This is a genomic window from Cobetia sp. QF-1 (assembly GCF_002213105.1).
Classification (GTDB): Bacteria; Pseudomonadota; Gammaproteobacteria; order Pseudomonadales; family Halomonadaceae; genus Cobetia; species Cobetia crustatorum.
The window spans coordinates 388,142-409,776 of the sequence record NZ_NBVS01000002.1; the positions used below are offsets into that span (position 1 = coordinate 388,142).

Below are 21,635 nucleotides of genomic sequence, written 5' to 3' on the forward strand. Positions count from 1 at the left end.
CGAATTTTTGTTAGATGACGATCACTTCCCTGTTATTCAGATGCTCGCACGCAAGGAACGCTGCGGGATTCACCATTGCTTGCGCTGGATAAACGCGCCTGCTCTGTGTCATTTGTGTATAGGTATTCTTGCGTTCCATGAAGAATTTTCAAAGCGATCGCTTGAAAGTCTCTGTCGATGGTTCCATATCTTTAAGCACAAGCGCAGCGAAGATCGAGGTGAGTTAGCAGAAATGAGTGTTGCCAAGCCTACCGATGTACGGTGAAGATATAACTTCGGTAGTGCTTTTTCCGCTACTACGTTTTGATCTTAACTGCTACTGAATCACGAAAAGGCGCAGGCGATGTATTGCCTGACTTTATCTGAGCCGGTTCCTGACTGACAAAAGCACGTCAGTGTTGGAGAGACCCAAGCTCATCATCAACAGCCGGGTAGAGTATCTACCGGCCTGTTGTACTAGACCGCAACTGGAGAATGGATCATGAAGAAGCTAACGACTGTATTGCTGGCGACTGCACTGACGCTACCGGCTGCTGCGGCCTATGCCGAACACCATGAGTCCAGCAACACTGGCTCTGCCAACACCGAAGCTCATTCCACCATGGTAGAGGGAGGAGCTGCTGCTGGTCACGAAGGTGGCAAGGTGAAAGACGATACTCAGATGAACACTGATAGCGGTTCTGCCAACACCAAAGAAGATTCCATGATGGTGAAAGGTAATTCTGCGGAGTCAGAGTCTGCCAAGCATGGCAAGGTGATGGATAAAGATGAGGACCACATGGGTGTCAGCCCGGAGTCTGGCTCTGCCAACACCGATGATGGCAGTATGAAAACGCAGTAAATCCCTCCCTCGGGAAGGTTTGTCTGTAAAGATGATCGGTAGGGCTGGGTAATGGCATGAGTTGCCAGTACAACTCGGTTTTCTAGCTCTACAGTGAAACGCCAGCTCTCCGCATTGCGGGGAGCTGGCGTTTTGGTCTGTAGAATGTGCAGAGACAGGCGGCTTCGCATCAGCGATCAACGCCAGCGTTACCACCAACGCGGACTGTGGGTTTCTTCGCCGGCCAGGAGTCGCTCGCGAGCCATGAATAGCGCAGCGATTGCACGTGCTTCATGGAAGTCCTCGCGCGCCAGCAGGGCGGGCAGTTCATCGAGGCGATGGCGCTCGACGATCAGCGGCTCCGGCTCATCTCCCGGTAGGCGCTTTTCATATAGATCACGCGCCAGCATCACGTTCATGCGGTGATCCATGTAGTTGGGCGCAAGGCTGAGTTCGGCCAATGGCTCGATGTCGTGCGCACCATATCCACATTCTTCCATCAGTTCACGATTGGCTGCCGTGACGGGATCTTCACCCGGGTCGATCAAGCCTTTGGGGAGCGTCAGCACGTACTGCTCGGGGCCAGCAGCATACTCACGTATCAGCAGTACGTGGTCCGGGTCTGGCATGGCGACGATCATCACTGCGCCGTGACCGCCGCTCTTGAGGCGCTCGAAGCTACGCGTAGCACCGTTGGAGAAGGTCAGTTCCAGTGCTTCGACGGCAAATAGACGTGAGCGTGCAACTTCTCGCCGCGAATCAATACGGGGTGGAATCATGTCACTGGCAGCAAACGGGTCATCGCCCGTCAAGCCATTGGAGCGCGAAGCATCGTCCATCGTGAGTCCTCGAGTAATAAAGAAATGCTGACATTACTGTCTATCGTGGCAGGCCTCCGAGGGTGGAGCAATCGCTGTTCCACTGAAAATGAGGCGCTTTTCCTGAGACGGGAAGATCATGTCTTTTGATCAGGTTGGCACGCAAGCTCTGGCTGGTGCGTAGCGCCTGTGTGGGCACGGTAACGATGCTCTCCAGACATGCGCAGGCACATGCCATGCTTTACACTATGAGCCCCCATTTCCCCTCCGGCTGACTGACACTGATGATTGACTGGAACACTATCGATACCGTGCTGCTCGACATGGACGGCACGTTGCTCGATCTGCACTTCGACAGCCATTTCTGGCTGGAGCACCTACCGCGTCGCTACTGTGAACTGCACCGTCTCGATGCTGCGCTGCAGGCCGATCTCAAGGCGCGGATCATCGGAGAATCCGGCACACTCAACTGGTACAGTCTGGAGTACTGGAGTCGGGAGCTTGAGCTGGATGTGGTGGCGCTCAAGCGAGAAGTGCAGCATCTCATCGGTTATCGCCATGAGGCCGAAGCCTTCCTCGCCTGGCTGAGGGATCAACCCCAGCGCGTAGTGCTGGCGACCAATGCCGATCGTCACGGTATCGAGCTCAAGTTCGGGCTGACCGGTATGGGTGAGTATTTTGATGCGGTGGTGTCGTCAGCGGACCTTGGCCACGCCAAGGAAGAGCAGGCTTTCTGGCACAAGCTCAACGAGATCGAGCCTTTTGATCCAGCGCGCACCTTGTTCATCGATGACAACCCTCAGGTGCTGAACAGCGCCCATACTTACGGTATTGCGCATCTGTTGGGTGTGCGTCAGCCGGATTCCAAACAACCGCCACGTGATTTCGAGCGTGTGCACGGCCTTGATGGCTTTGCAGTATTGACGGCTGGTGGCGGCATCGAGAAAACGCTGGGCGGAGATAACAAGGAGAACGGATGAGCGAGCAGGTACGCATTGACAAGTGGCTGTGGGCTGCCCGTTTCTTCAAGACACGAGGACTGGCCAAGAAGGCCATCGAAGGGGGCAAGATCCACTATAACGGCGGGCGGGTGAAGACGTCGAAGATGGTCGAGATTGGCGCTCTTGTCGAGGTTCCACAGGGCTGGGATCGCCTCGTTGTCGAAGTGCTGACGCTGAGCGATCAGCGCCGCGGCGCATCGGAAGCGCAGAAGCTTTATCAGGAGACGGAAGATTCTCGTGTTCGTCGAGAGCGTGAGGCGGAAACGCGGCGTCTCGGTAATCAGGGCATGAGTCCGCCGCCGGGGCGTCCTGACAAGAAGCAGCGCCGCAGCATTCACCGCTTCCAGCGCCAGGATGCCGACAGCTAGTTTGGCACCGTTGGATAGATGGCAGGCACTAGTGCGGTTGTAATACGTCCACTTCCCCCAATTTCATTGCGATGTGTCTGACCTCTCAGCTCTTTGATGGGTCAGGCATACGTCGTTGCCGGTAGAGATTGAGCATCGTTACTCGTCGTTACTGACGGCTGATGGCAACTGGCTCGAGGACCCCTTTATGAGTGATCACGATATGCAAGACACCGACATGCAAGATACCGAGCAAGATGCCGACACTCAGGTTGACGTGCCCGTTTTTGATCAGATTCAGCGCTTTCTGTTTGATGCGACCAACGTGCGCGGTGAAATCGTCGCGCTCGACAAGGCCTATGCCGAAGTGCTGGACCGCCACTCTTATCCGCAGGCGATCTCTCGCCAGCTGGGTGAGATGCTGGCGGCCGCGGCGCTGCTGACTGAAACGATCAAGCTGGATGGCACCCTCACGCTAGAAGTGCGTGGCAATGGCGTGGTGCGCCAGCTGATGGCCGAGTCCAATCCGGGTGGCGAGCTGCGTGCCATCGCGCGTCTCAGCGATGAAGCCGTGCTGCCGACAGACGAAGCGTCGCTGATGGAATTGATTGGTCAGGGCCAGATTGTCATTACGCTGGACCCGCGTGACGGCAAGCGTTACCAAGGCATCGTGGCGATTGATCAAGACAATCTTGCTGGCTGTCTGGAAAGCTATTTCAGCCAGTCCGAGCAGCTGCCGACGCGCCTGTGGCTAATGGCGGACGGTCATCGTGCCGGTGGCGTGATGCTGCAGCAGCTGCCCAATGATGCCTCCAATCAAGACCCGGATGCCTGGGAGCGTGTGACACATCTGGCCGAGACGCTCAAGGAAGAAGAGCTGCTGACGCTCGATCAGCAGGATGTACTGCATCGCCTGTATCACGAAGAAACGGTGCGTATCTTTGACCCCAAGGCACTACGCTTCGGCTGCACTTGCTCTCGTGAGCGTCTGGGTGCCGCGTTGCACAGCATTCAGGCTGAAGAGCTGCGCCAGATTGTCGCAGACCAGGGTGAGCTATCGACTCAGTGCCACTTCTGTCACACCCGGTATTCGTTCAGTGCCGCCGAAATCGAGTCCATCATCGAAGACCCTGACGCCGGTAGTCCGGTCGTTCACTGAAGGGGAGGTGGCAGGCATTGAGGATAAAGGCTCAAGCGGGCGCAGATGCAGTGATTTGTCTGACATTTCCTCGTGAAGGATGAGATGGCCCCTGCGAGAAAGTGTTGCATCAATGGGCGTTTCCGCTTGAGTGCCTTTTTGCGATAATGCCTTGCCAGCACAGGGCCGGATGCTCTGTGAGTGGTGACATGGCGCTGAGCCATGCCGGATTCGAGCAGCAGCAGTCGGTACATAAAATAAGCCTGCGGCATGTACTGCAGGCACCTGGCTTCAGCCATCAAGAGAGAGGGCGGCCCTGAGCCGCGGAGACGCGAATGAGCAAGCATCAAGATAGTGCGGTGACCACTCACACCAATCTCAGCAGCGCCGAGTTGATCGAACTGGCGGTAGCCCGCAGTGAAGGTCGTTTGGCCAACAATGGCGCACTGGTCGTCGAGACAGGCGAGCGCAGTGGCCGCTCGCCGAATGATCGCTTCATCGTCGATGAGCCGTCCACGTCTGACGCCATCGACTGGGGCAACGTCAATCGTCCGTTCAATCCAGAGCGTTTCGATGCACTCTGGGAGCGAGTCGAGGACTATCTCGGCGAGCGCACTAGCTTCGTCTCCGAGCTGCATGTCGGTGCAGATCTTGAGCACTACCTGCCTATCCGCGTGACCACCGAGACCGCTTGGCACAATCTGTTTGCACGCACCATGTTCGTGCGCCCGGACAGCTTCAACGCCAAGGACAAGAGCGAGTGGACCATCCTCAATGCCCCGCATTTCGTCTGTGAACCGGAGCGTGATGGCAGCAACTCTGACGGTATCGTACTGATCAACTTCGCGCGCCGTCGCGTACTGCTGGCCGGCATGCGTTACGCCGGCGAGATGAAGAAAGCCATGTTCTCGGTACAGAACTTCCTGCTGCCGGAAAAAGATGTGCTGCCGATGCACTGCTCTGCCAACGTCGGTGACGACGGCGAGACGACGCTGTTCTTCGGTCTGTCAGGTACTGGCAAGACCACGCTGTCCGCTGACCCGTCGCGTTACCTGATCGGTGATGACGAGCATGGCTGGGGCGAAGGGACTGTCTTCAACATCGAAGGCGGCTGCTACGCCAAGTGCATTGATCTCTCCCAGGAAAACGAGCCCGTCATCTGGGACGCGATCAAGTTCGGTGCCGTGCTTGAAAATGTGGTGCTGGATGACCGTCGTGGTGCTGATTACGGCGATGACCGTCTGAGTCAGAACTCGCGTGCCGCCTATCCGCTTGAGCACATCGAGAAGCGTGTGCCGGAAAACCGCGCTGGCGAGCCGAATGCCATCGTCTTCCTGACATGTGACATGTCTGGCGTGTTGCCGCCGGTTTCCGTGCTGAGCAAGCAGGCAGCGGCGTATCACTTCCTGTCTGGTTACACAGCCAAGGTCGGCTCTACCGAGATGGGCTCTACCTCTAGCCTTGAAGCAACCTTCTCCACCTGCTTCGGCGCACCGTTCTTCCCGCGTCCGGCACGTGAGTACGCGGACCTGTTGATCAAGCGTATCGAGGCGTTCAGCTCACGCGTCTATCTGGTTAACACCGGCTGGACCGGTGGCTCCTATGGCGAAGGCGGCTCGCGCTTCTCCATTCCGACCACACGCAGCATCATCAGCGCGATCCAGAATGGCTCACTGGCGGATATCGAGACCCGTCACATTGACGTGCTGAATCTCGATGTACCGGTGCGTGTGCCGGGCGTTGATTCCAAGCTGCTCGATCCGCGTGATACCTGGCAGGACCGCACGGCCTATGACGGCAAGGCACGTGATCTGTCAGCCAAGTTCGTCGAGAACTTCAAGAAGTTTGCGGGTGTGGATGCTTCTATCGTTGCCGCAGGCCCGACACTGGTCTGATGCGCACATGATATGCGTGTAGCAACAGCGTCACTTGAATGAAAACGCCCCGTCCGGGAAACCCGGACGGGGCGTTTTAGTGTGCATGGCGCAGATATTTACCGCTGATGCTCTCAAGGACTACCCCCGACGGCTAGTGAGCGGCTAGCCGGTGAATCGAGTGCATCATCCGCTGAGCGCTGTTTTTCAGTGGTGTGAGCGTCTTCAACAACAAAGGGGGCAGGCGCTTGATACCACCAGCGAGTGGTCCAGGCACGCATGACGCGCTCTGGATACCAAGTCTTGCCTAAGCTGCCGTTATAGCGCGCGAGCGCGTCGGTAATATCGCCTTTCTCACGCTTTAGGTAGTGGGCGAGTATCGTCGCTCCGTAGCGCAGGCTGGTGTCCTGATCGAGTAGGTTGTCGCTCGGCTCGCCAATCTCACGCTTCCAGAACGGCATTACCTGCATCAGGCCGCGTGCACCAGCGTGAGACACTGCGACAGGTCGAAAGGCGCTCTCCACCTGGATGACGGCCAGAATCAGCTCAGGTGCAAGTCCAGTACGTGTCGCTTCGCGGCGTACCTTACGTAGCAGGTCGATACGCGCTGCGCGGTCTGGCATGTAGCGCTCAAGACGCTGTTGCATGCTGAGCACCCAGTGCAGGGTATCGATGGGATCTTCGTAGCCTTCTGGCTCCTCCAGCGCCTCACGCAGACTGTCACGCAGTGCGGGTGAAAGCCCCTCTTCGGGAATCGCGGCCGCCGCGCGTGCCGGCCCACTGAGCAGCGTGCCCGCCAGGCAAGCCACTAGCAGCAAGAGAGCCCCCAGTGCAGTGCGCAGCCTGCGTTGCCATGCGACCCTGGGCGCAGCATGGTGGCCTCCGTCAGTACCCTGCGCTGAGGGAGTGTCAGCACGACGCTGCTGAAGTGTGGAGTGAGGCGAACGAGGTAAAGTGTCCGCCGCAGTCGTTGATGAGGTCATGCGCAGTCCCTGCGTGTATGTCAGTGCCATATTATGCCGCTTCCGTGGCGTTGACGTTAATGACTCGGCGTGCACTATTGAGGGTTTTGAATAGTGTGCTTCAAATGAATGACATGTGAGCCCTCAACGACGACAGCCCGCCTCCGACGAAGGAGGCGGGCTGTCTTTACGACCGTCATGAACCTGCTGACAGCCATTCGTCTTCTTGCGAGCAGAAATCCGAACAGAGACGTTAGAGGGTGCTGCGCTCGACCAGGAATTCCATCAATGTATCGACGGGGATCATGGTCGCTTCAGCATCACGACGGCCCTTGTACTCGTACTCGCCGTTATCGAGGCCACGGTCGCCGATCACTAGACGATGCGGAATGCCCAGCAGCTCGCCATCGGCGAACTTGTTGCCCGGGCGCAGATCACGGTCATCCAGCAACACGTCGTAACCCGCAGCGGTCAGCTCCTGGTAGACACGCTCGGCAGTCTCACTGACGCGCACGGACTTGTGAGCGTTCATCGGCACGATAGCGACCTGGAACGGTGCGATGGCTTCCGGCAGTACGATGCCGCCCTTGTCATTACCTTGTTCGATGGCGGCCGCCACCACACGTGTCACGCCGATACCATAGCAACCCATGGAGAGCGGCTGTGCCTTGCCATTCTCGTCGAGCACGGTGGCATTCATGGCTTCGGAGTACTTGGTGCCAAGCTGGAAGATATGACCCACCTCGATACCGCGTGCGATGTCGATGACACCCTGGCCATCCGGCGACGGATCGCCAGCCACGACATTACGGATGTCGGCGATTTCCGGTAGCGGTAGATCACGCTCCCAGTTCAGGCCGAAGTGGTGCTTGCCTTCGATATTGGCGCCGGCACCGAAGTCGCTCATCAGTGCGACACTGCGATCGATGATGATCGGCATCTTGAGGCCAACCGGGCCGAGAGAGCCGAAGCCTGCGCCAACGGCGGCGCGCACTTCTTCATCACTGGCCATGGTCAGTGGTGCGGCCACCTGCGGCAGGTGCTCGGCCTTGATCTCGTTCAGCTCGTGATCGCCACGCACCATCAGCGCGATCAACCCACCTTCGACGCCTTCGGCAGCCTTGACGATCAACGTCTTGACGGTCTTCACGATATCCAGGCCATGTTGCTCGACCAGTGCAGCGATAGTCTTGGCGTTGGGAGTATCGACCAGCGTCATCTCTTGTGTGGCAGCCGCGCGCTCAGGTGTTTCATCCAGCGGTGCTGGCAGTGCAGCACACTTCTCGATGTTGGCGGCGAAATCGGAGCCAGTAGAGAAGGCGATGGCATCTTCGCCAGAGTCGGCCAGCACGTGGAACTCGTGAGAGCCTTCGCCGCCGATGGAGCCGTTGTCAGCGATGACGGGGCGGAAGTCGAGGCCCAGGCGCGTGAAGATACGCACGTAGGTGTCGTACATCACCTGGTAGGTCTCTTTCAGGGACGCTTCGCCGAGGTGGAAGGAGTAGGCATCCTTCATGATGAACTCACGTGAGCGCATCACACCGAAGCGCGGACGAATCTCGTCACGGAACTTGGTCTGGATCTGATAGAAATTGGCCGGCAGCTGCTTGTAGCTGTTCAATTCACGGCGCGCGAGATCAGTGACGACTTCTTCGTGAGTCGGGCCGACACAGTAATCACGTTGATGACGATCAACGACACGCAGCAATTCCGGTCCATACTGTTCCCAGCGGCCGGATTCCTGCCACAGTTCGGCAGGCTGGATGGCCGGCATCAAGACTTCTTGAGCCCCAGAGCGGTCCATTTCCTCACGGACGATGCGTTCGACCTTGCGCAGCGTGCGCAGGCCCAGCGGCATCCAGGTGTAGAGGCCGGAGGTCAGGCGACGAATGAAGCCGGCACGCAGCATCAGCTGGTGGCTGATGACTTCAGCGTCGGACGGGGTTTCCTTGAGAGTGGAAATCAGCAGTTGACTGGCACGCATGGGCTCAGCGATCCCTCGACTTGTCGCTTTGATCGGTACGCTCCGCCGCGGCGGAACATGAACAGGCAGGGCTTCGGTGCGCCTTGTGAAGACGTATTGGCGAAGCAGACTGAGGCGCATTGTACTGCCGCGAGCCTTTAAGGGGCAAAGTGCGGTGTCAGGTAACCACAAAAGTCGCCTATCAATAATGGTGAAAGGCGCAAAAGCTAAGGGTGTTACGCGTATTACCTACGGCGCGATTCAGCGCACCGGCTGGATGGCAATGGATCAGGAGAATCACTCATGCAGTCATTCGGGCACCGCGAGGGACGCGCGGCACTTTCTCATGACGAGCACGTGCAGGGCAGTGACGAGCGGGACGGTGCAAGGCGGCATAAGCGGACTGGACGATGGTTGACGTGGCTGTTCTGCGGCGTCTTGGGCGTGGTGTTGATGGTTTCGCTGGCGTTGGTCAGTCATTTCCTGATTCTTCCCTTCGTGGATGAAGGTGTGCATTTCGCTCAGATCCGTCAGTTCTTGGAGGGTGACTGGAATCAGCACCCCAAGCTGACCACCCTGACGCTTTACCACGCCACGCTGACTCTTGTATTGCTCGGCTTGCAGACGCTAGGCGAGTGGCTGCACTTGCCACTGGCGGCGGCATTGCCCGATGGGCGTTGGCCAGGAATGCCCTCTGTCGACTGGGCGCGTGGTGTATCGCTGGCAGGTTTTGTGTTGCTGGCATCATTGGTATGGCGCCTATTGCCGAGCGCTTATCAGCGGCTGGATCATGCGTTACCTCTTCCCCAGGCACGTCGCGAGGCGAGTCGGCAATGCTGGCAATGGGTCTGGCTTCCGATCATATTTCCGTATCTGGCGTTGGTCTATACCGATCCGTGGATCATCGCATTGGTAGCGTTGCAGCTGGCGATGTTGATACTGCAGCGCAGAGTGCTGCTGCTGATATTGATATTCGCTGGTTTGGGGCTAAGGCAAGACAGCATCGTGCTGCTGGGGCTGTGGGGTGGCCTGCTGCTGTTTTTAACTCATCAGCAAGCATGGCAGGCAGCCTTGAGTGATGACGGCTGTGGGGCCTTTCACTCGCCGCTGAGGAGATTGGCGACCTGGTGGTCCCTGACTCAGCGTTGGTGGTGGGTGGCATTGATCCCCGTGCTCGCCTTCCTGGTCTTCCTTGAGTGGAATGGTGGCATCGCGATGGGCGATACCTCACGACATCAGGCGGGCTGGCATACCGGAAATGTCGGCTATTACCTGAGTGTGATCGGCATGGTCTTCCTGCCGCTATGGCTGGCAGATCTGCCCCGTCAGTGGCGGCTGGTATGTCAGCGTCCATGGTGCCTCGTGGCTTTGCTGGGCATGACACTGATACTCGCCACCACCTACGGCGTGACTCATGACTATAACTTCCAGCTCTGGACCATCCGCAATCGCTGGCTATTGTGGCTGAGAGATCATCCTGCGGGGCTGTGGGTCACCATGTTGCTGTGCTCAAGTGTGGCGCTATGGTGGTTGCGCGCACCGCTCAGGTTGGGGAACGGCGGGCTGCTGCTGCTCATGCTTGCGTTGATGATCTGCTCACGAGAATTGATCGAGACACGCTACATGCTGCCGCTCATTACCGTGTTTCAGCTATTGCGAGTACCAGAACGCCCCGCAGTAGAGCGAGCGATGACGCTATGGGCGATGGCGATGGGAGCGATGTTACTGGCGGGATTGGTGCTGACACGTACCCTGCCTTGATCGGCAGGGCAGTTTGGCGAGGTGATCGAGAGCGATGTTGCAGTGTGGCTAATGAGTCGACTTTTCCGCTGCCGCAGGTTTGCCCGATGGAGCGCCTTTACGTGGCAGCTCTGCTACCCAGGCATAGGCCGCTTCTCGCTCAGCGGGTGAGAAGTGCTTTACCTCCATCGAGCGGACCAAATGCTTGCTGAACTCGGTGACATGTCGCAGCCAGTCGGCTTTGCTGATGATGGCTTCTCGCTCAAAATCACCGAGATGGCGCAGTGCATAGCCGATATCGTTGAGAAGAGCGGCGGGAGTGATAAGCCCGAAGCGTTCGATTTCCACCAGTAGCGAGATGCGACCATGACGCGCGAGCCGCTCATCACATTCCTTGATCACGGGCGTCAGCGAGGCCTGATCAATATTACCTTCCAAACGGAGTGCCACGACGTGATCAGCGGGACTCTTGAGCAGTGTCAGCATGGATGGGCTCCTACTCCTGATAAATGGGACAGCGATAGCGCATCGCTACCCCTTCAGTGTAGTCGTCTGTCGCGCTGACAGTTGGTCGGCTCTGGCAAGTCGGTCATAACAAGATGCTGACTGCGCGTTATTCGCAGCGTGAAGGACGTAGCCCGTACCACAGTGGTAGTGCGACCAGTAGGCTACCGCCCAGAATATTGCCGATACCGGCGGGGATGATGCTCCAACGCATGGCGTCCCACCAGCCCGGACCGGCACCTGTCGGCATGATCATCGAGAAGTAAGCCATATTGGCGGGGCTATGTTGGAAGTTACCGGCCACGAACAGGCTGACCGCCAGAAAGATAGGCACGAACTTGTCGATGATGGTGCGGCCCATCACGGCCAGGAAGGCAGCCATGCCGACCATCCAATTGCCGAGCATTCCTGACAGCACCAGCGAGAACCAGCCTTCGGCGCCCCCTACTTGTTGATAGTGCATCTTCTTGGCCACCACGCTGCTCAGGAGCTCATAGTGTTCCGGCGAATAGACCTGCGCGAGGGAGACGACCCAGCCGGTCAGCATGGTACCGATCAGGTTGCCCACCCATGCCAGTACCCAGAACTTGATTCCGCGCCGTAGCATGTCGGTCCGCGAACAATTGAGTGCACTGACCGGTAGGAGGACATTGGCTTCAGTAAAGAGGGCCGCTCCGGTCAGAATGACCAAGAAGAAGCCAACCGAGAACCCGAGCCCCTGCAAGAGAAGCTGCAGTCCGTGAGTTTCGACGCCGGTCGAGAGCAGTATCGAGAACAATGCACCCATGGTGATGAAGGCGCCGCCGAGTATGGCCAGCACCAGGATCCGAGGGGCAGAGAGAGTATGAATGTGCTCGCATGCTTCCTTGCATATCTCCTGGGCGACATCGTGTGATGCGATGAATTGCGCGGGGGGACGTTGTGAGGAAGGGGGCATGTAGCTTTTCTCTCTATTCTCGTGAGTGGTGCGTGGAAGGTCTTTCTAGAAGAGCACATGTTGGGGCAGAGGAAAGGAATTTAAATGAAAGGTTTATGGCAAGCGTGTTGGTGCAGGTTGGTTGATAAATTTTGTATATAAAAAAGCGCCGCTCCATCGTGAGATGAGGCGGCGCTCTTGAATCTGGGTGCTGCTCGATTTGGTGCTCTCGATATTGACACTATCTGGTGCGGCCAGCCGGACTCGAACCGGCACGCCCGAAGGCAGGAGATTTTAAGTCTCCGGTGTCTACCGATTCCACCATGGCCGCGCAGACTGGCGCATAACTTATCATATTTCAGATCAAGGTCAACTTTAATGCGCAGAAAGCACAGGCTAACTGGTTGTTCTGCAATATATTTGACGCTTGGCAGAATACGATTGAATAACATTGGGCACGACGAAACATCAGCAATCAAGCGGATGGAGTGGTGTGGATAAGTGAAAGATATCCAAAAGGATGAAGTGCAGTAATTTAGAAGAACAAATGGAATGAATCTATAGAGCAGTGGGAAATTGACGACCCATGAAGGAAGGGTGTCTATGCCATTCCAGAGCGAAACAGAGGATGTTTCGTTATCTGAAATGGAGGCTGGAGTCGGAATCGAACCGGCGTACACGGAGTTGCAGTCCGCTGCATGACCACTCTGCCATCCAGCCTCAATGATCATGATGACAGGCTGTGCTGCCGTCTGATCCGAGGAGTTTCTACTGATACTGCGTAGAAACATGAGTCGTGAAGTAGTGAATGAATCGAGATCAACTAGAGCTTCTGGCTGATCTTGTTACATTACCTGTTTCACTGGAGCGGGAAACGAGATTCGAACTCGCGACCCCAACCTTGGCAAGGTTGTGCTCTACCACTGAGCTATTCCCGCTGAACTCGAGGTCGAATTATACGGATAATTCCCATGCTGTCAAACAGTTAATGGAAATCCATCTCTCGAGATTGTCGCTGCGGGTGTGAGAGGGAGTGCTGCCTTTCGCAAGGTCGTCTGTCAGCGATAACGAGGTATTTTGGTAGACCGTCACCAAAACGCCCACAGGCAGAAAGCGCTGTGGGCGTCGTGTAAAAACCGGTGTGCGAGCGGGCTAGACCGAACGCACCAACTCCGGCCAGGCAGCACGCAGATAGCTGATCATTGACCACAACGTGAGTGCGGCTGAGATATAGAGGAGTGACAGGCCAGCGTCTCCGCCCGCGCTTCCCGGCGTAAAGAACAGCAGCATGAACAGTGCGAGCATCTGAGCGGCGGTCTTGAGCTTGCCGACCCAGGAAACGGCGACGCTGCCACGCTTGCCTAGCTCAGCCATCCACTCACGCAGTGCAGAAATGACAATCTCACGGCCGATGATGATCAAGCTCGGAATGGTCATCCAGAGGCTATCGTAGCGTTCGATCAGCAGGCCAAGTGCCACGGCGACCATCAATTTGTCAGCCACGGGGTCCAGGAAGGCACCAAACGGGGTGGTCTGATTCCAGCGGCGAGCAAGATAGCCGTCAAACCAGTCAGTGATCGCCGCTAGCGCGAAGAGCAGTGCAGTGATCGGCAGGCTCCACGCGTAGGGCAAATAGAAACACACCACCAGCAGCGGAATGAAGAGGATACGGATCAGAGTCAGGATATTGGGAATGCTCATCGTGACGGCACGAGTCCTTGCATGAAGCGTAGGTGGCTGGGCGAAATGAAGGACGGGTAATTGCAGTAAGTTGCAAGAGAGCCTCTCCGATAGCGCCGCACAAGTCGCCTATTCTAGCCTGCCGGTGACACATTCAGCCATGCCATTGCGTGTGATATTCGGTCATGAAGTTGTCATTACTGACCTCAATCCGCAGTGCAGAGCGGTGATGCCTAGCCGTGCAGGGCCTGATGAATCTGCTCAGCAAGCGATTCACTGATGCCAGGTACGCGTGCCAGCTCCAGTTTCGAGGCCTGTTTCACGCCTTGCAGTCCACCGAAGAATTTGAGCAGCTCGCGGCGACGCTTGGGGCCAACCCCGGCAATGCCTTCAAGACTTGAAGTGCGCCGTGCCTTGTCGCGCTTGGCGCGATGGCCAGCAATGGCAAAGCGGTGTGATTCATCGCGAATATGCTGAATGAGGTGCAGTGCTGGCGAGTGGCTGTCGAGATCCAGAGTATCGTGGACCGTCTCGATGAAGAGTGTCTCGAGACCCGCCTTGCGTGTCGTGCCCTTGGCGACCCCCAGTAAAATGATGCCGGTCACGCCCAGCGTTTCGAACACGTTGCGCGCCATGTTGAGCTGCCCTTTGCCGCCATCCACCAGCAAAATATCTGGCCGTTTGCCTTCACCGTCCTGCAATCGCTTGAAGCGGCGTGTCAATGCCTGCTGCATCGCGGCGTAATCGTCGCCTGCCGTCACGCCTTCAATATTGAAGCGGCGATAATCGGACTTGATCGGCCCTTCGTGATCGAAGACCACGCAGCTGGCGACTGTCGCTTCACCATGACTGTGAGAGATATCAAAGCACTCAAGACGCTTGGGGACCTCCGTCAGTCCCAGCGCATCACGTAGTGACAGGAAGCGATTGGAAAGCTGCTGGCGGCTGGCTAGCTGAGTGGCAAGATGCTGCTCGGCATTGGTCTGTGCAAGCGTCAACCACTGGGCACGATGCCCGCGCACCTGATGGGCGACCCGCACCCGGCGCTCGGCTTTCTCGCTCAAGGCGCCTTCCAGCAGGTCGGCATCCTCGAGCGCGAGAGACGTCAGCACTTCATCCGGCATCTCCCTGTCCTGCCCCAGATAGTACTGGCTGACGAAACTGGTCAGCAGCTCGCCACTGGTCAGATCCAGACCATTACCTGGCGAGAAATGGCGCGCGCCGAGCATACGGCCCTGACGTACCGAGACCACGCTGATGCACAGCCCGCCGGGTCGCTCGGCGAGGGCCAGAATGTCGGCATTGCCGGTGCCGGTATCGACATACTGTTTTTCCTGCATGCGCCTGAGTTGCGCGACCTGATCACGCAGGCGTGCAGCCTCTTCAAATTCAAGTCGCATGGCGGCGTCTTCCATCGACTGGCTCAGTGCATCGGTGACCTTGTCGCTTTGCCCATTCAGGCACATCACGGCATGTTCCATGTCACGACGATAATCGTCCTTGCTGATGTAATCGACGCAGGGCGCGGTACAACGATTGATCTGGTATTGCAGGCAAGGACGCTCGCGATGCGCAAACACCGAGTCCTCACAATTACGCAGTCGGAATATCTTCTGCATCAATGTCAGTGACTCACGCACCGCGACACTGCTGGGATAAGGGCCAAAATAGCGACCATCATTACGCTTGTGACGGACACGCTTGAACTCCAGCGCTGGATAGTCGTGATGGTGGCTGATAAAGACATAGGGGTATGACTTATCGTCCCGCAGCAGAATGTTGTAGGGCGGGCGCAGCTCCTTGATCAGGGTCTGTTCCAACAGCAACGCTTCTGTCTCGCTGCGGGTAATCGTGATCTGGACATCGGCGATACGCCCCACCAGCGCCTGAGTCTTGGTATTCAAGCCAGTATTACGGAAGTAGCTTGATAGACGCGCCTTGAGCCGTTTGGCCTTGCCGACGTACAGCACCTCACCGGCCGTATCCAGCATGCGATAGATACCGGGCGCATCACTGACATGCTTGAGAAAATGGCGTGAATCGAAACCGGTCGCTGCGCTGCCTTCCAGCAGCGTGCTGTCAGCATCACTGGTGATCAGACGGCTGGAAACCCGCGCGGCATCATTGCGCTCGCGGTCATGCTGCTGACGCAGAGTGTCCTCGGCGGGCGAGACCTCATGTGCATCGTGAGACACATCGGGGGAAGTGTCGCTGACGACATCGGGCGGGCGGGTATCGGTGGGCTGCTTGGCCATGTGGCTCCTCATCTGGCAATGCCACGAGTCTATCAAAGATGATGGGCATCTCGTCATGCGGGTCATGATGACTGGGCCATGACGGCCAGTTCATAACGGTCAGGCCATAACGGTCAGGCCATAACGACAACGCCACCCTGAAAAGGGTGGCGTTGTGTGACGCTTGCAAAAGATGTTCTACACCGCTTTCAGTTGCTGCCTTGTGCTCAGGAATCGCTAGGGCGATCCAGTGCATAGTCGTCCAGCAGCTTGTGGCGCATCGCCAGATGCGTCATCTCCACATCACTGGCCACCGCGAGTTTGTCAAAGATGCGATAGCGATAGGTGTTGACGGTCTTGGGGCTCAGATGGAGACGGTCTGATATCTCGCTGACGCGATGACAGTTGACGATCATTGTCGCCACCTGAAGCTCTCGGCTGGATAACTGGTCGAAGGGATTGTTGCACTTGGTATCCATGCCGGAAAACACAAGGCGTTGAGCAATCTCGGGTGACAGATAGCGCTCTCCGCGGGCGACCTGGCGGATAGCGCGAATCATCTCGTCGAAGGGCGTTCCCTTGGAGATGAAGCCGAAAGCTCCCGCTTCCAACAGACGCTTGGCGAAGGATTCCTCAAGATAGGCGGTCAGCACAATCACTCTGACATCCGGCAGGCTGCGCACAATCTTCTGTGTGGCTTCCAGGCCATCAACGCCAGGCATGCGAATATCCATCAGCACGATATCCGGGCTGTGTTCGCGGCAGAGTTTGATCGCGGTTTCGCCATCCGAGGCTTCTGCAATCACCTTGAGCCCTTCCTCGAGCTCAATGGTACGGACGATGCTGGTACGCACCAGATGGTGGTCGTCAGCGACAAGAACCTTGATCAAGGCGGCTCCAGTAAAGATGTCAACAAGCAAGTGGGTGAGTTCGGCTTTTAATGTACCCATTGAGAATGGGCTTGTCGATGCCCACCGTTACCCCGTGCGTCGCATGCAAGATAACCACTCCTTAAGAGATACATGATTGAAATGCTGTCATTGAAGTGTGATAGCCAGGGTGTTGTCTATCCTTGAACTCCCTCGGGAGAAGTCATGCGCGAGACTGCTTGTCTATCGGCTATCCAGCATGTGCAAAATGCACAAAGCGCAGCAAAAATAAGAGGTTGACGACGTATTCTGCGCTCTGTAACATGCGCTGCATTGTGAAGAGGGGCCTTAGCTCAGCTGGGAGAGCGCAACACTGGCAGTGTTGAGGTCAGCGGTTCGATCCCGCTAGGCTCCACCACGATCACCCATACGAGTGACGTGATTGATTCATGATAATGCTGTCGTGTATTCTGAGGAAAATATCAGAAAAGGCAGTTTGATTCGGGGCCTTAGCTCAGCTGGGAGAGCGCAACACTGGCAGTGTTGAGGTCAGCGGTTCGATCCCGCTAGGCTCCACCAGAATTCTAGAAAACGGTCATCCTTCGGGGTGGCCGTTTTTTTGTGCTCACGACATCTTCTCTACTGACGAGAACGACGCGACGTGCTGGTCATGAAAAGGCGTGTTGGCAATAGAAAATCCCCTCGCCCAGTCAGCGGAGGGGACGCGTATCTCTATCAATCTTTGCTTTGCCAGTCTTTATTCTGCAGACCGCTGGCTTGACGCGCTTGAAGTGTCAGGCCAGCGTCGCGTTTTCTTCGAGGCGTTCGAACAGGATCAGATGATCGGCCTGGATGCGCAGGCTGACATGTTCACCGGGGTGATAGTCGTGATGGCTGTTGAAGGCCGCCTCGACCTCACGACCTGACGGCAAGGCCAGGCGATACAGGGTGCTGGTACCCGCAAAGGTCGCGCTGATGACGCGCGCCTTGAGATCACTGGTTTCCGCCTCTCCTTCGGCCAGCACCAGGTCATCCGGACGCAGCAGCACGTCCACCGGTGTCCCGGCTTCATACGGATAGGCACGGTTGCCGCGGATCACCCCGAGCTCGGTGGAGACGCTCTCGTTGTCCGCCAGCGTGCCGGGGATGAAATAGCCCTGACCGATGAAGTTGGCGACGAAGCGGGTGGCCGGCTCATGGTAAAGGTTGAATGGCGTATCCCACTGCTGCAGATGTCCGGCATGGATGACGCCGATCTGGTCTGCCATCGCGAAGGCTTCGTTCTGATCATGCGTGACCAACACCGCACTGATGCCGAGGTGCTTGAGGATGCGCCGCACCTCCTGACTCAGCTGGCGGCGTAGCTCGACGTCCAGATTCGAGAACGGTTCATCCAGCAGCAGAATGCGTGGCTCCGGTGCCAAGGCGCGGGCCAGTGCCACACGCTGTTGCTGTCCACCGGACAGCTCATGCGGGAAGCGCTCACCAAGGTGGCCAAGCCCGACCAGCGCCAGCAGTTCCGCGACCTTCTCGTGACGTGCTGCCTTGGGCATGCGACGCACCCCGAAAGCCACGTTGTCTGCGACACTCAGGTGAGGAAACAACGCATAGTCCTGGAAGACCATGCCGACCTGACGCTGTTCGGGAGCCGTGAGATGCGTTGCGCTGGAGAGGACTTCTCCCTCCAGGCGTATCTCTCCGATCGCGACCGGCTCGAAGCCAGCGATGGCACGCAGCAGTGTAGTCTTGCCGCAGCCAGAGGGGCCCAGCAGGCAGGCGATATCCCCCTTGTTGAGGGAAAAGCTGATGTCGCGCGTCACCACGGTAGTGTCGTAACGACATTCCAGCGAGTCGATCTGAAGAAGCGGTTGCATGATGGCAAATCAATCCGGACGCTGATGACAGGGGAGGCGCCGCTGGCGCGATGCTGCTGACGAGAAGGTTCGGCCAGCAGCATGTACATGGTCAATACGACGTAACCGCCGGCAGGGATGCAGACGGTTACGTTGGCTCCAGCATTGAAGCGCTGACGCGGGCACGGGATGTCAGTGGATTCCCGTGCAGAAGGCGTCAGTCCTGACGGCCCAGCATCAGGAATTCCAGCAGGGCTTTCTGTGCATGCAGACGGTTGCCCGCTTCCTGCCAGACCACGGCGCGCGGATCATCCAGCAGCCCCATGCTGATCTCTTCACCGCGGTGTGCCGGCAGGCAGTGCAGGAAGATGACATCATCAGAGGCCTTGTCGAGCATGGCTTCATTGACCTGATACCCGGCGAAGTCAGCTTCACGCTTGAGCTGCTCTTCTTCCTGGCCCATGGAAGCCCACACATCGGTGGTGACCAGGTCCGCGCCTAGCACGGCTTCCTGCGGGTCACGGTGAATGCTGACACGGCCACCCGCGGCGGCAACGATTTCGCTGTCCGGCTCGTAGCCTTCCGGGCAGCAGATGCGCAGGGTGAAGTCGAACTGACGCGCGGCGTTGATCCACGAATGGCACATATTGTTGCCATCACCGATCCACACGGCGGTCTTGCCCTTGACGGAGCCACGACACTCGGTCCACGTCATCACGTCGGCCAGCAGCTGGCAGGGGTGATAGTCATCGGTCAGCGCATTGATGACCGGCACACTTGAGGCATCGGCGAAGGCTTCAATGTCGGAATGGGCGAAGGTACGGATCATCACGCTATCCACCATCTCGGACAGTACGCGCGCCGTGTCACCGATTGGCTCGCCGCGACCCAGCTGGGTATCGCGTGAGGATAGAAATAGCGCGTGGCCACCAAATTGAGCCATGGCGGTTTCGAAAGACACACGTGTGCGTGTGGAGGACTTCTCGAAGATCATCGCCAGAGTACGATTGGCCATCGGCGTGTACACCGGGCCTTCCTTCTTCAGCCCGTCCTTGATGGTGATCGCGCGCTGGATGAGGTAGTCGAGTTCTTCCGGAGAAAGATCAAGCAAAGTCAGAAAGTGCCGGGTGGCCATCGAGCGGGCTCCTGTCAGGGTCTCGGACAGCGGCATCGAAAAAGGCGCCATGCGTCGGTGGAAACCAATAACCGACTCTCACGACGCCCTGATTGGCGCTGCCTGTCAAAAGAGTCATCCTAGCCAGCTGAGCGGGCGCGCGCAACGCTGTATCCCCCATCTTGTCTCCCTTCATGAGGTGTGCAGGTGCATGGGGGGCAGACAGCGATCTTTGCCTGAGGCAATATCGGGGGCTGAATTCATGGCTCACCCCCAGTAGAATGAGGGAATGACACTCACGGGCATGCGCCCACCGTCCGAGGATTGCACATGAGCACCACCATCGAATCGATCGAGAAGCAGATTGGCGACAACCCCATCCTGCTGTACATGAAAGGCTCTCCGCAGCTGCCGCAGTGCGGTTTCTCTGCCCAGACAGTTCAGGCCGTGATGTCCTGTGGCGAGCGCTTCGCGTTCGTCAACATTCTCGACAACCCGGATATCCGTGCCGAACTGCCGAAGTACGCCAACTGGCCGACCTTCCCGCAACTGTGGATCAACGGCGAGCTAGTCGGCGGCTGTGACATCGTGGTCGAGATGTACCAGAGCGGCGAGCTGGAACCGCTGATCAAGCAGGCTGCCCAGGCGGCTGCGACCGATAGCGAGTAATCGGCTGCTACTGTCATACGGCTACAAGCTCCAATGGCAGAATCAAAAACGCCCTCACAGCATCGCTGTGGGGGCGTTTTTCTTGTCGCTGATTTCATGCTGCTGGTAGCACTACGTCTGGCATTGGCAGCATCAGGGCGCAGGCGTTTCGCTATCGACGACCGGCTCGTTCATGCCCTGTTCTTTCATCGCCAGATCCCAGCCGCCCAGGTCCTTGAAGCGATTGACCATTGAGCAGAACAGCTCAGCAGTGCGCTCTGTGTCATAACGCGCCGAGTGAGCCGCCGCATTGTCGAACTCGATACCTGCCGCGCGACAGGCGCGTGCCAATACTGTCTGGCCATAGACCAGACCCGCCAGTGACGCAGTATCGAAGCAGGAGAATGGGTGGAAGGGATTGCGCTTGATGCCACAGCGCTCCACCGCCGCATTCAAAAAGCCCTGATCGAAGGCGGCATTGTGGCCGACCAGAATCGCACGCGTGCAGCCGTGGGCCTTGATGGCCTTGCGGACGGGACTGAAGATCTCGCCCAGTGCCTGGCTCTCGACCACGGCAACCTGCTTGCGTACCGGGTTGTCCAGATCAATGCCGGTGAAGTCCAATGCTGACTGCTCGACGTTGGCACCTTCGAAGGGCGCCACGTGGAAGGCATAGGTGGCATCCGGCACCATGTTGCCGTGTTCATCCATGGTCAGCGTGACAGCAGCAATCTCGAGCAGTGCATCACCGGCAGCATTGAAACCGCCCGTCTCAAGGTCGATCACTACCGGCAGATAGCCACGGAAGCGCTGTGCCATCTGCGTGCGCTCGCTCGCCTGGGTCATCAAGATCTCCAATCCTGTCATTGCATCTCGTGCTGCGCCGTACATGTTGTCGACGCTCAAAGGGGGCAATTGTAGCAGGGCGTGGGTAGCAGGGCGATGGCGACGGCACCACCAGACGATGCGACAACAGGCGGCACAGGCGGGCTGATGGAGGATGGCTGTCCAATATCCGCCCGAGTGGGCAGTATCGGTGAGGTGCCAGCCTCGCTATAATCGGCCCCACATCGTGAATCGGGTGGATGGACAGTGGTGGCATTGTGCTGACTGTCTGTCATGACCGGACGATCTCATCCCACCTGCGGTGATCT

General features: G+C 57.7%; 18 protein-coding genes and 5 tRNA genes. 9 read left to right on the forward strand and 14 right to left on the reverse strand.

Annotated elements, in window-relative coordinates; translation table 11 throughout:
* The first annotated feature begins 481 nt into the window (after positions 1-481).
* Positions 482-841, forward strand: coding sequence for a protein YbgS (locus tag CFN46_RS04975; protein WP_024951177.1), 360 nt, complete (start codon positions 482-484; stop codon positions 839-841).
* Between the two features lie 188 nt (positions 842-1,029).
* Here the strand turns inward: CFN46_RS04975 and nudE are convergent, their stop codons facing one another.
* On the reverse strand, positions 1,030-1,599 hold the full coding sequence (nudE, locus tag CFN46_RS04980; protein ID WP_035159013.1) for an ADP compounds hydrolase NudE: 570 nt from the start codon (positions 1,597-1,599) through the stop codon (positions 1,030-1,032).
* Between the two features lie 323 nt (positions 1,600-1,922).
* On the opposite strand from nudE, the gene CFN46_RS04985 reads away from it, so the two are divergent.
* From CFN46_RS04985 to CFN46_RS05000, 4 genes are all read left to right on the forward strand, one after another.
* Positions 1,923-2,618: an HAD-IA family hydrolase gene (locus CFN46_RS04985; protein ID WP_024951179.1), complete on the forward strand. Its 696-nt coding sequence runs from the start codon at positions 1,923-1,925 to the stop codon at positions 2,616-2,618.
* On the forward strand, positions 2,615-3,007 hold the full coding sequence (locus CFN46_RS04990) for an RNA-binding S4 domain-containing protein (protein ID WP_024951180.1): 393 nt from the start codon (positions 2,615-2,617) through the stop codon (positions 3,005-3,007). Before CFN46_RS04985 ends, CFN46_RS04990 begins: the two co-directional genes overlap by 4 nt.
* Positions 3,008-3,224: 217 nt before the next feature.
* Entirely contained in the window at positions 3,225-4,145 is a 921-nt protein-coding gene (gene hslO / locus CFN46_RS04995) for an Hsp33 family molecular chaperone HslO (RefSeq protein WP_088743037.1), read from the forward strand.
* Between the two features lie 314 nt (positions 4,146-4,459).
* Positions 4,460-6,019 (forward strand): phosphoenolpyruvate carboxykinase, encoded by a 1,560-nt coding sequence (locus CFN46_RS05000; protein WP_024951182.1) that lies wholly within the window; start codon positions 4,460-4,462, stop codon positions 6,017-6,019.
* Between the two features lie 113 nt (positions 6,020-6,132).
* On the opposite strand, the gene CFN46_RS17850 is transcribed toward CFN46_RS05000, so the two are convergent.
* Positions 6,133-6,981, reverse strand: a complete 849-nt coding sequence (locus CFN46_RS17850) for a lytic transglycosylase domain-containing protein (protein ID WP_084487971.1) — start codon at positions 6,979-6,981, stop codon at positions 6,133-6,135.
* A gap of 232 nt (positions 6,982-7,213) precedes the next feature.
* Positions 7,214-8,944, reverse strand: coding sequence for a proline--tRNA ligase (locus tag CFN46_RS05010; RefSeq protein WP_088742866.1), 1,731 nt, complete (start codon positions 8,942-8,944; stop codon positions 7,214-7,216).
* Between the two features lie 282 nt (positions 8,945-9,226).
* Between CFN46_RS05010 and CFN46_RS05015 the strand changes: the two genes are divergently transcribed.
* Positions 9,227-10,684: a hypothetical protein gene (locus CFN46_RS05015; protein WP_088742867.1), complete on the forward strand. Its 1,458-nt coding sequence runs from the start codon at positions 9,227-9,229 to the stop codon at positions 10,682-10,684.
* A 48-nt stretch (positions 10,685-10,732) separates the two neighbouring features.
* Here the strand turns inward: CFN46_RS05015 and CFN46_RS05020 are convergent, their stop codons facing one another.
* From CFN46_RS05020 to uvrY, 8 genes are all read right to left on the reverse strand, one after another.
* Entirely contained in the window at positions 10,733-11,149 is a 417-nt protein-coding gene (locus CFN46_RS05020) for an STAS/SEC14 domain-containing protein (RefSeq protein ID WP_024951186.1), read from the reverse strand.
* A 127-nt stretch (positions 11,150-11,276) separates the two neighbouring features.
* Positions 11,277-12,104, reverse strand: coding sequence for a formate/nitrite transporter family protein (locus CFN46_RS05025; protein ID WP_088742868.1), 828 nt, complete (start codon positions 12,102-12,104; stop codon positions 11,277-11,279).
* 225 nt (positions 12,105-12,329) lie between these two features.
* Positions 12,330-12,414: transfer RNA gene (locus CFN46_RS05030), tRNA-Leu, on the reverse strand.
* A 315-nt stretch (positions 12,415-12,729) separates the two neighbouring features.
* Positions 12,730-12,803 (reverse strand) — tRNA-Cys (locus CFN46_RS05035).
* Positions 12,804-12,946: 143 nt separating this feature from the next.
* Positions 12,947-13,021: transfer RNA gene (locus tag CFN46_RS05040), tRNA-Gly, on the reverse strand.
* 214 nt (positions 13,022-13,235) lie between these two features.
* Positions 13,236-13,784, reverse strand: coding sequence for a CDP-diacylglycerol--glycerol-3-phosphate 3-phosphatidyltransferase (gene pgsA, locus CFN46_RS05045; RefSeq protein ID WP_024951187.1), 549 nt, complete (start codon positions 13,782-13,784; stop codon positions 13,236-13,238).
* A gap of 212 nt (positions 13,785-13,996) precedes the next feature.
* A complete protein-coding gene (gene uvrC, locus CFN46_RS05050) occupies positions 13,997-16,018 on the reverse strand; it encodes an excinuclease ABC subunit UvrC (RefSeq protein WP_088742869.1) in 2,022 nt (673 codons plus the stop codon).
* 206 nt (positions 16,019-16,224) lie between these two features.
* Positions 16,225-16,887 (reverse strand): UvrY/SirA/GacA family response regulator transcription factor, encoded by a 663-nt coding sequence (gene uvrY, locus CFN46_RS05055; protein ID WP_024951188.1) that lies wholly within the window; start codon positions 16,885-16,887, stop codon positions 16,225-16,227.
* A 321-nt stretch (positions 16,888-17,208) separates the two neighbouring features.
* On the opposite strand from uvrY, the gene CFN46_RS05060 reads away from it, so the two are divergent.
* Positions 17,209-17,284: transfer RNA gene (locus CFN46_RS05060), tRNA-Ala, on the forward strand.
* A gap of 85 nt (positions 17,285-17,369) precedes the next feature.
* Positions 17,370-17,445, forward strand: a tRNA-Ala gene (locus CFN46_RS05065).
* Between the two features lie 215 nt (positions 17,446-17,660).
* Here the strand turns inward: CFN46_RS05065 and CFN46_RS05070 are convergent.
* Complete coding sequence (locus tag CFN46_RS05070) at positions 17,661-18,740, reverse strand: ABC transporter ATP-binding protein (RefSeq protein ID WP_217897779.1); 1,080 nt, start codon at positions 18,738-18,740, stop codon at positions 17,661-17,663.
* A gap of 196 nt (positions 18,741-18,936) precedes the next feature.
* On the reverse strand, positions 18,937-19,854 hold the full coding sequence (argF, locus tag CFN46_RS05075) for an ornithine carbamoyltransferase (protein ID WP_088742871.1): 918 nt from the start codon (positions 19,852-19,854) through the stop codon (positions 18,937-18,939).
* A gap of 309 nt (positions 19,855-20,163) precedes the next feature.
* Between argF and grxD the strand changes: the two genes are divergently transcribed.
* Complete coding sequence (grxD, locus tag CFN46_RS05080) at positions 20,164-20,502, forward strand: Grx4 family monothiol glutaredoxin (RefSeq protein ID WP_024952553.1); 339 nt, start codon at positions 20,164-20,166, stop codon at positions 20,500-20,502.
* 132 nt (positions 20,503-20,634) lie between these two features.
* Here grxD and rnt read toward each other — a convergent pair whose 3' ends face one another.
* On the reverse strand, positions 20,635-21,327 hold the full coding sequence (gene rnt, locus CFN46_RS05085; RefSeq protein ID WP_024952552.1) for a ribonuclease T: 693 nt from the start codon (positions 21,325-21,327) through the stop codon (positions 20,635-20,637).
* Positions 21,328-21,635 lie beyond the last annotated feature (308 nt).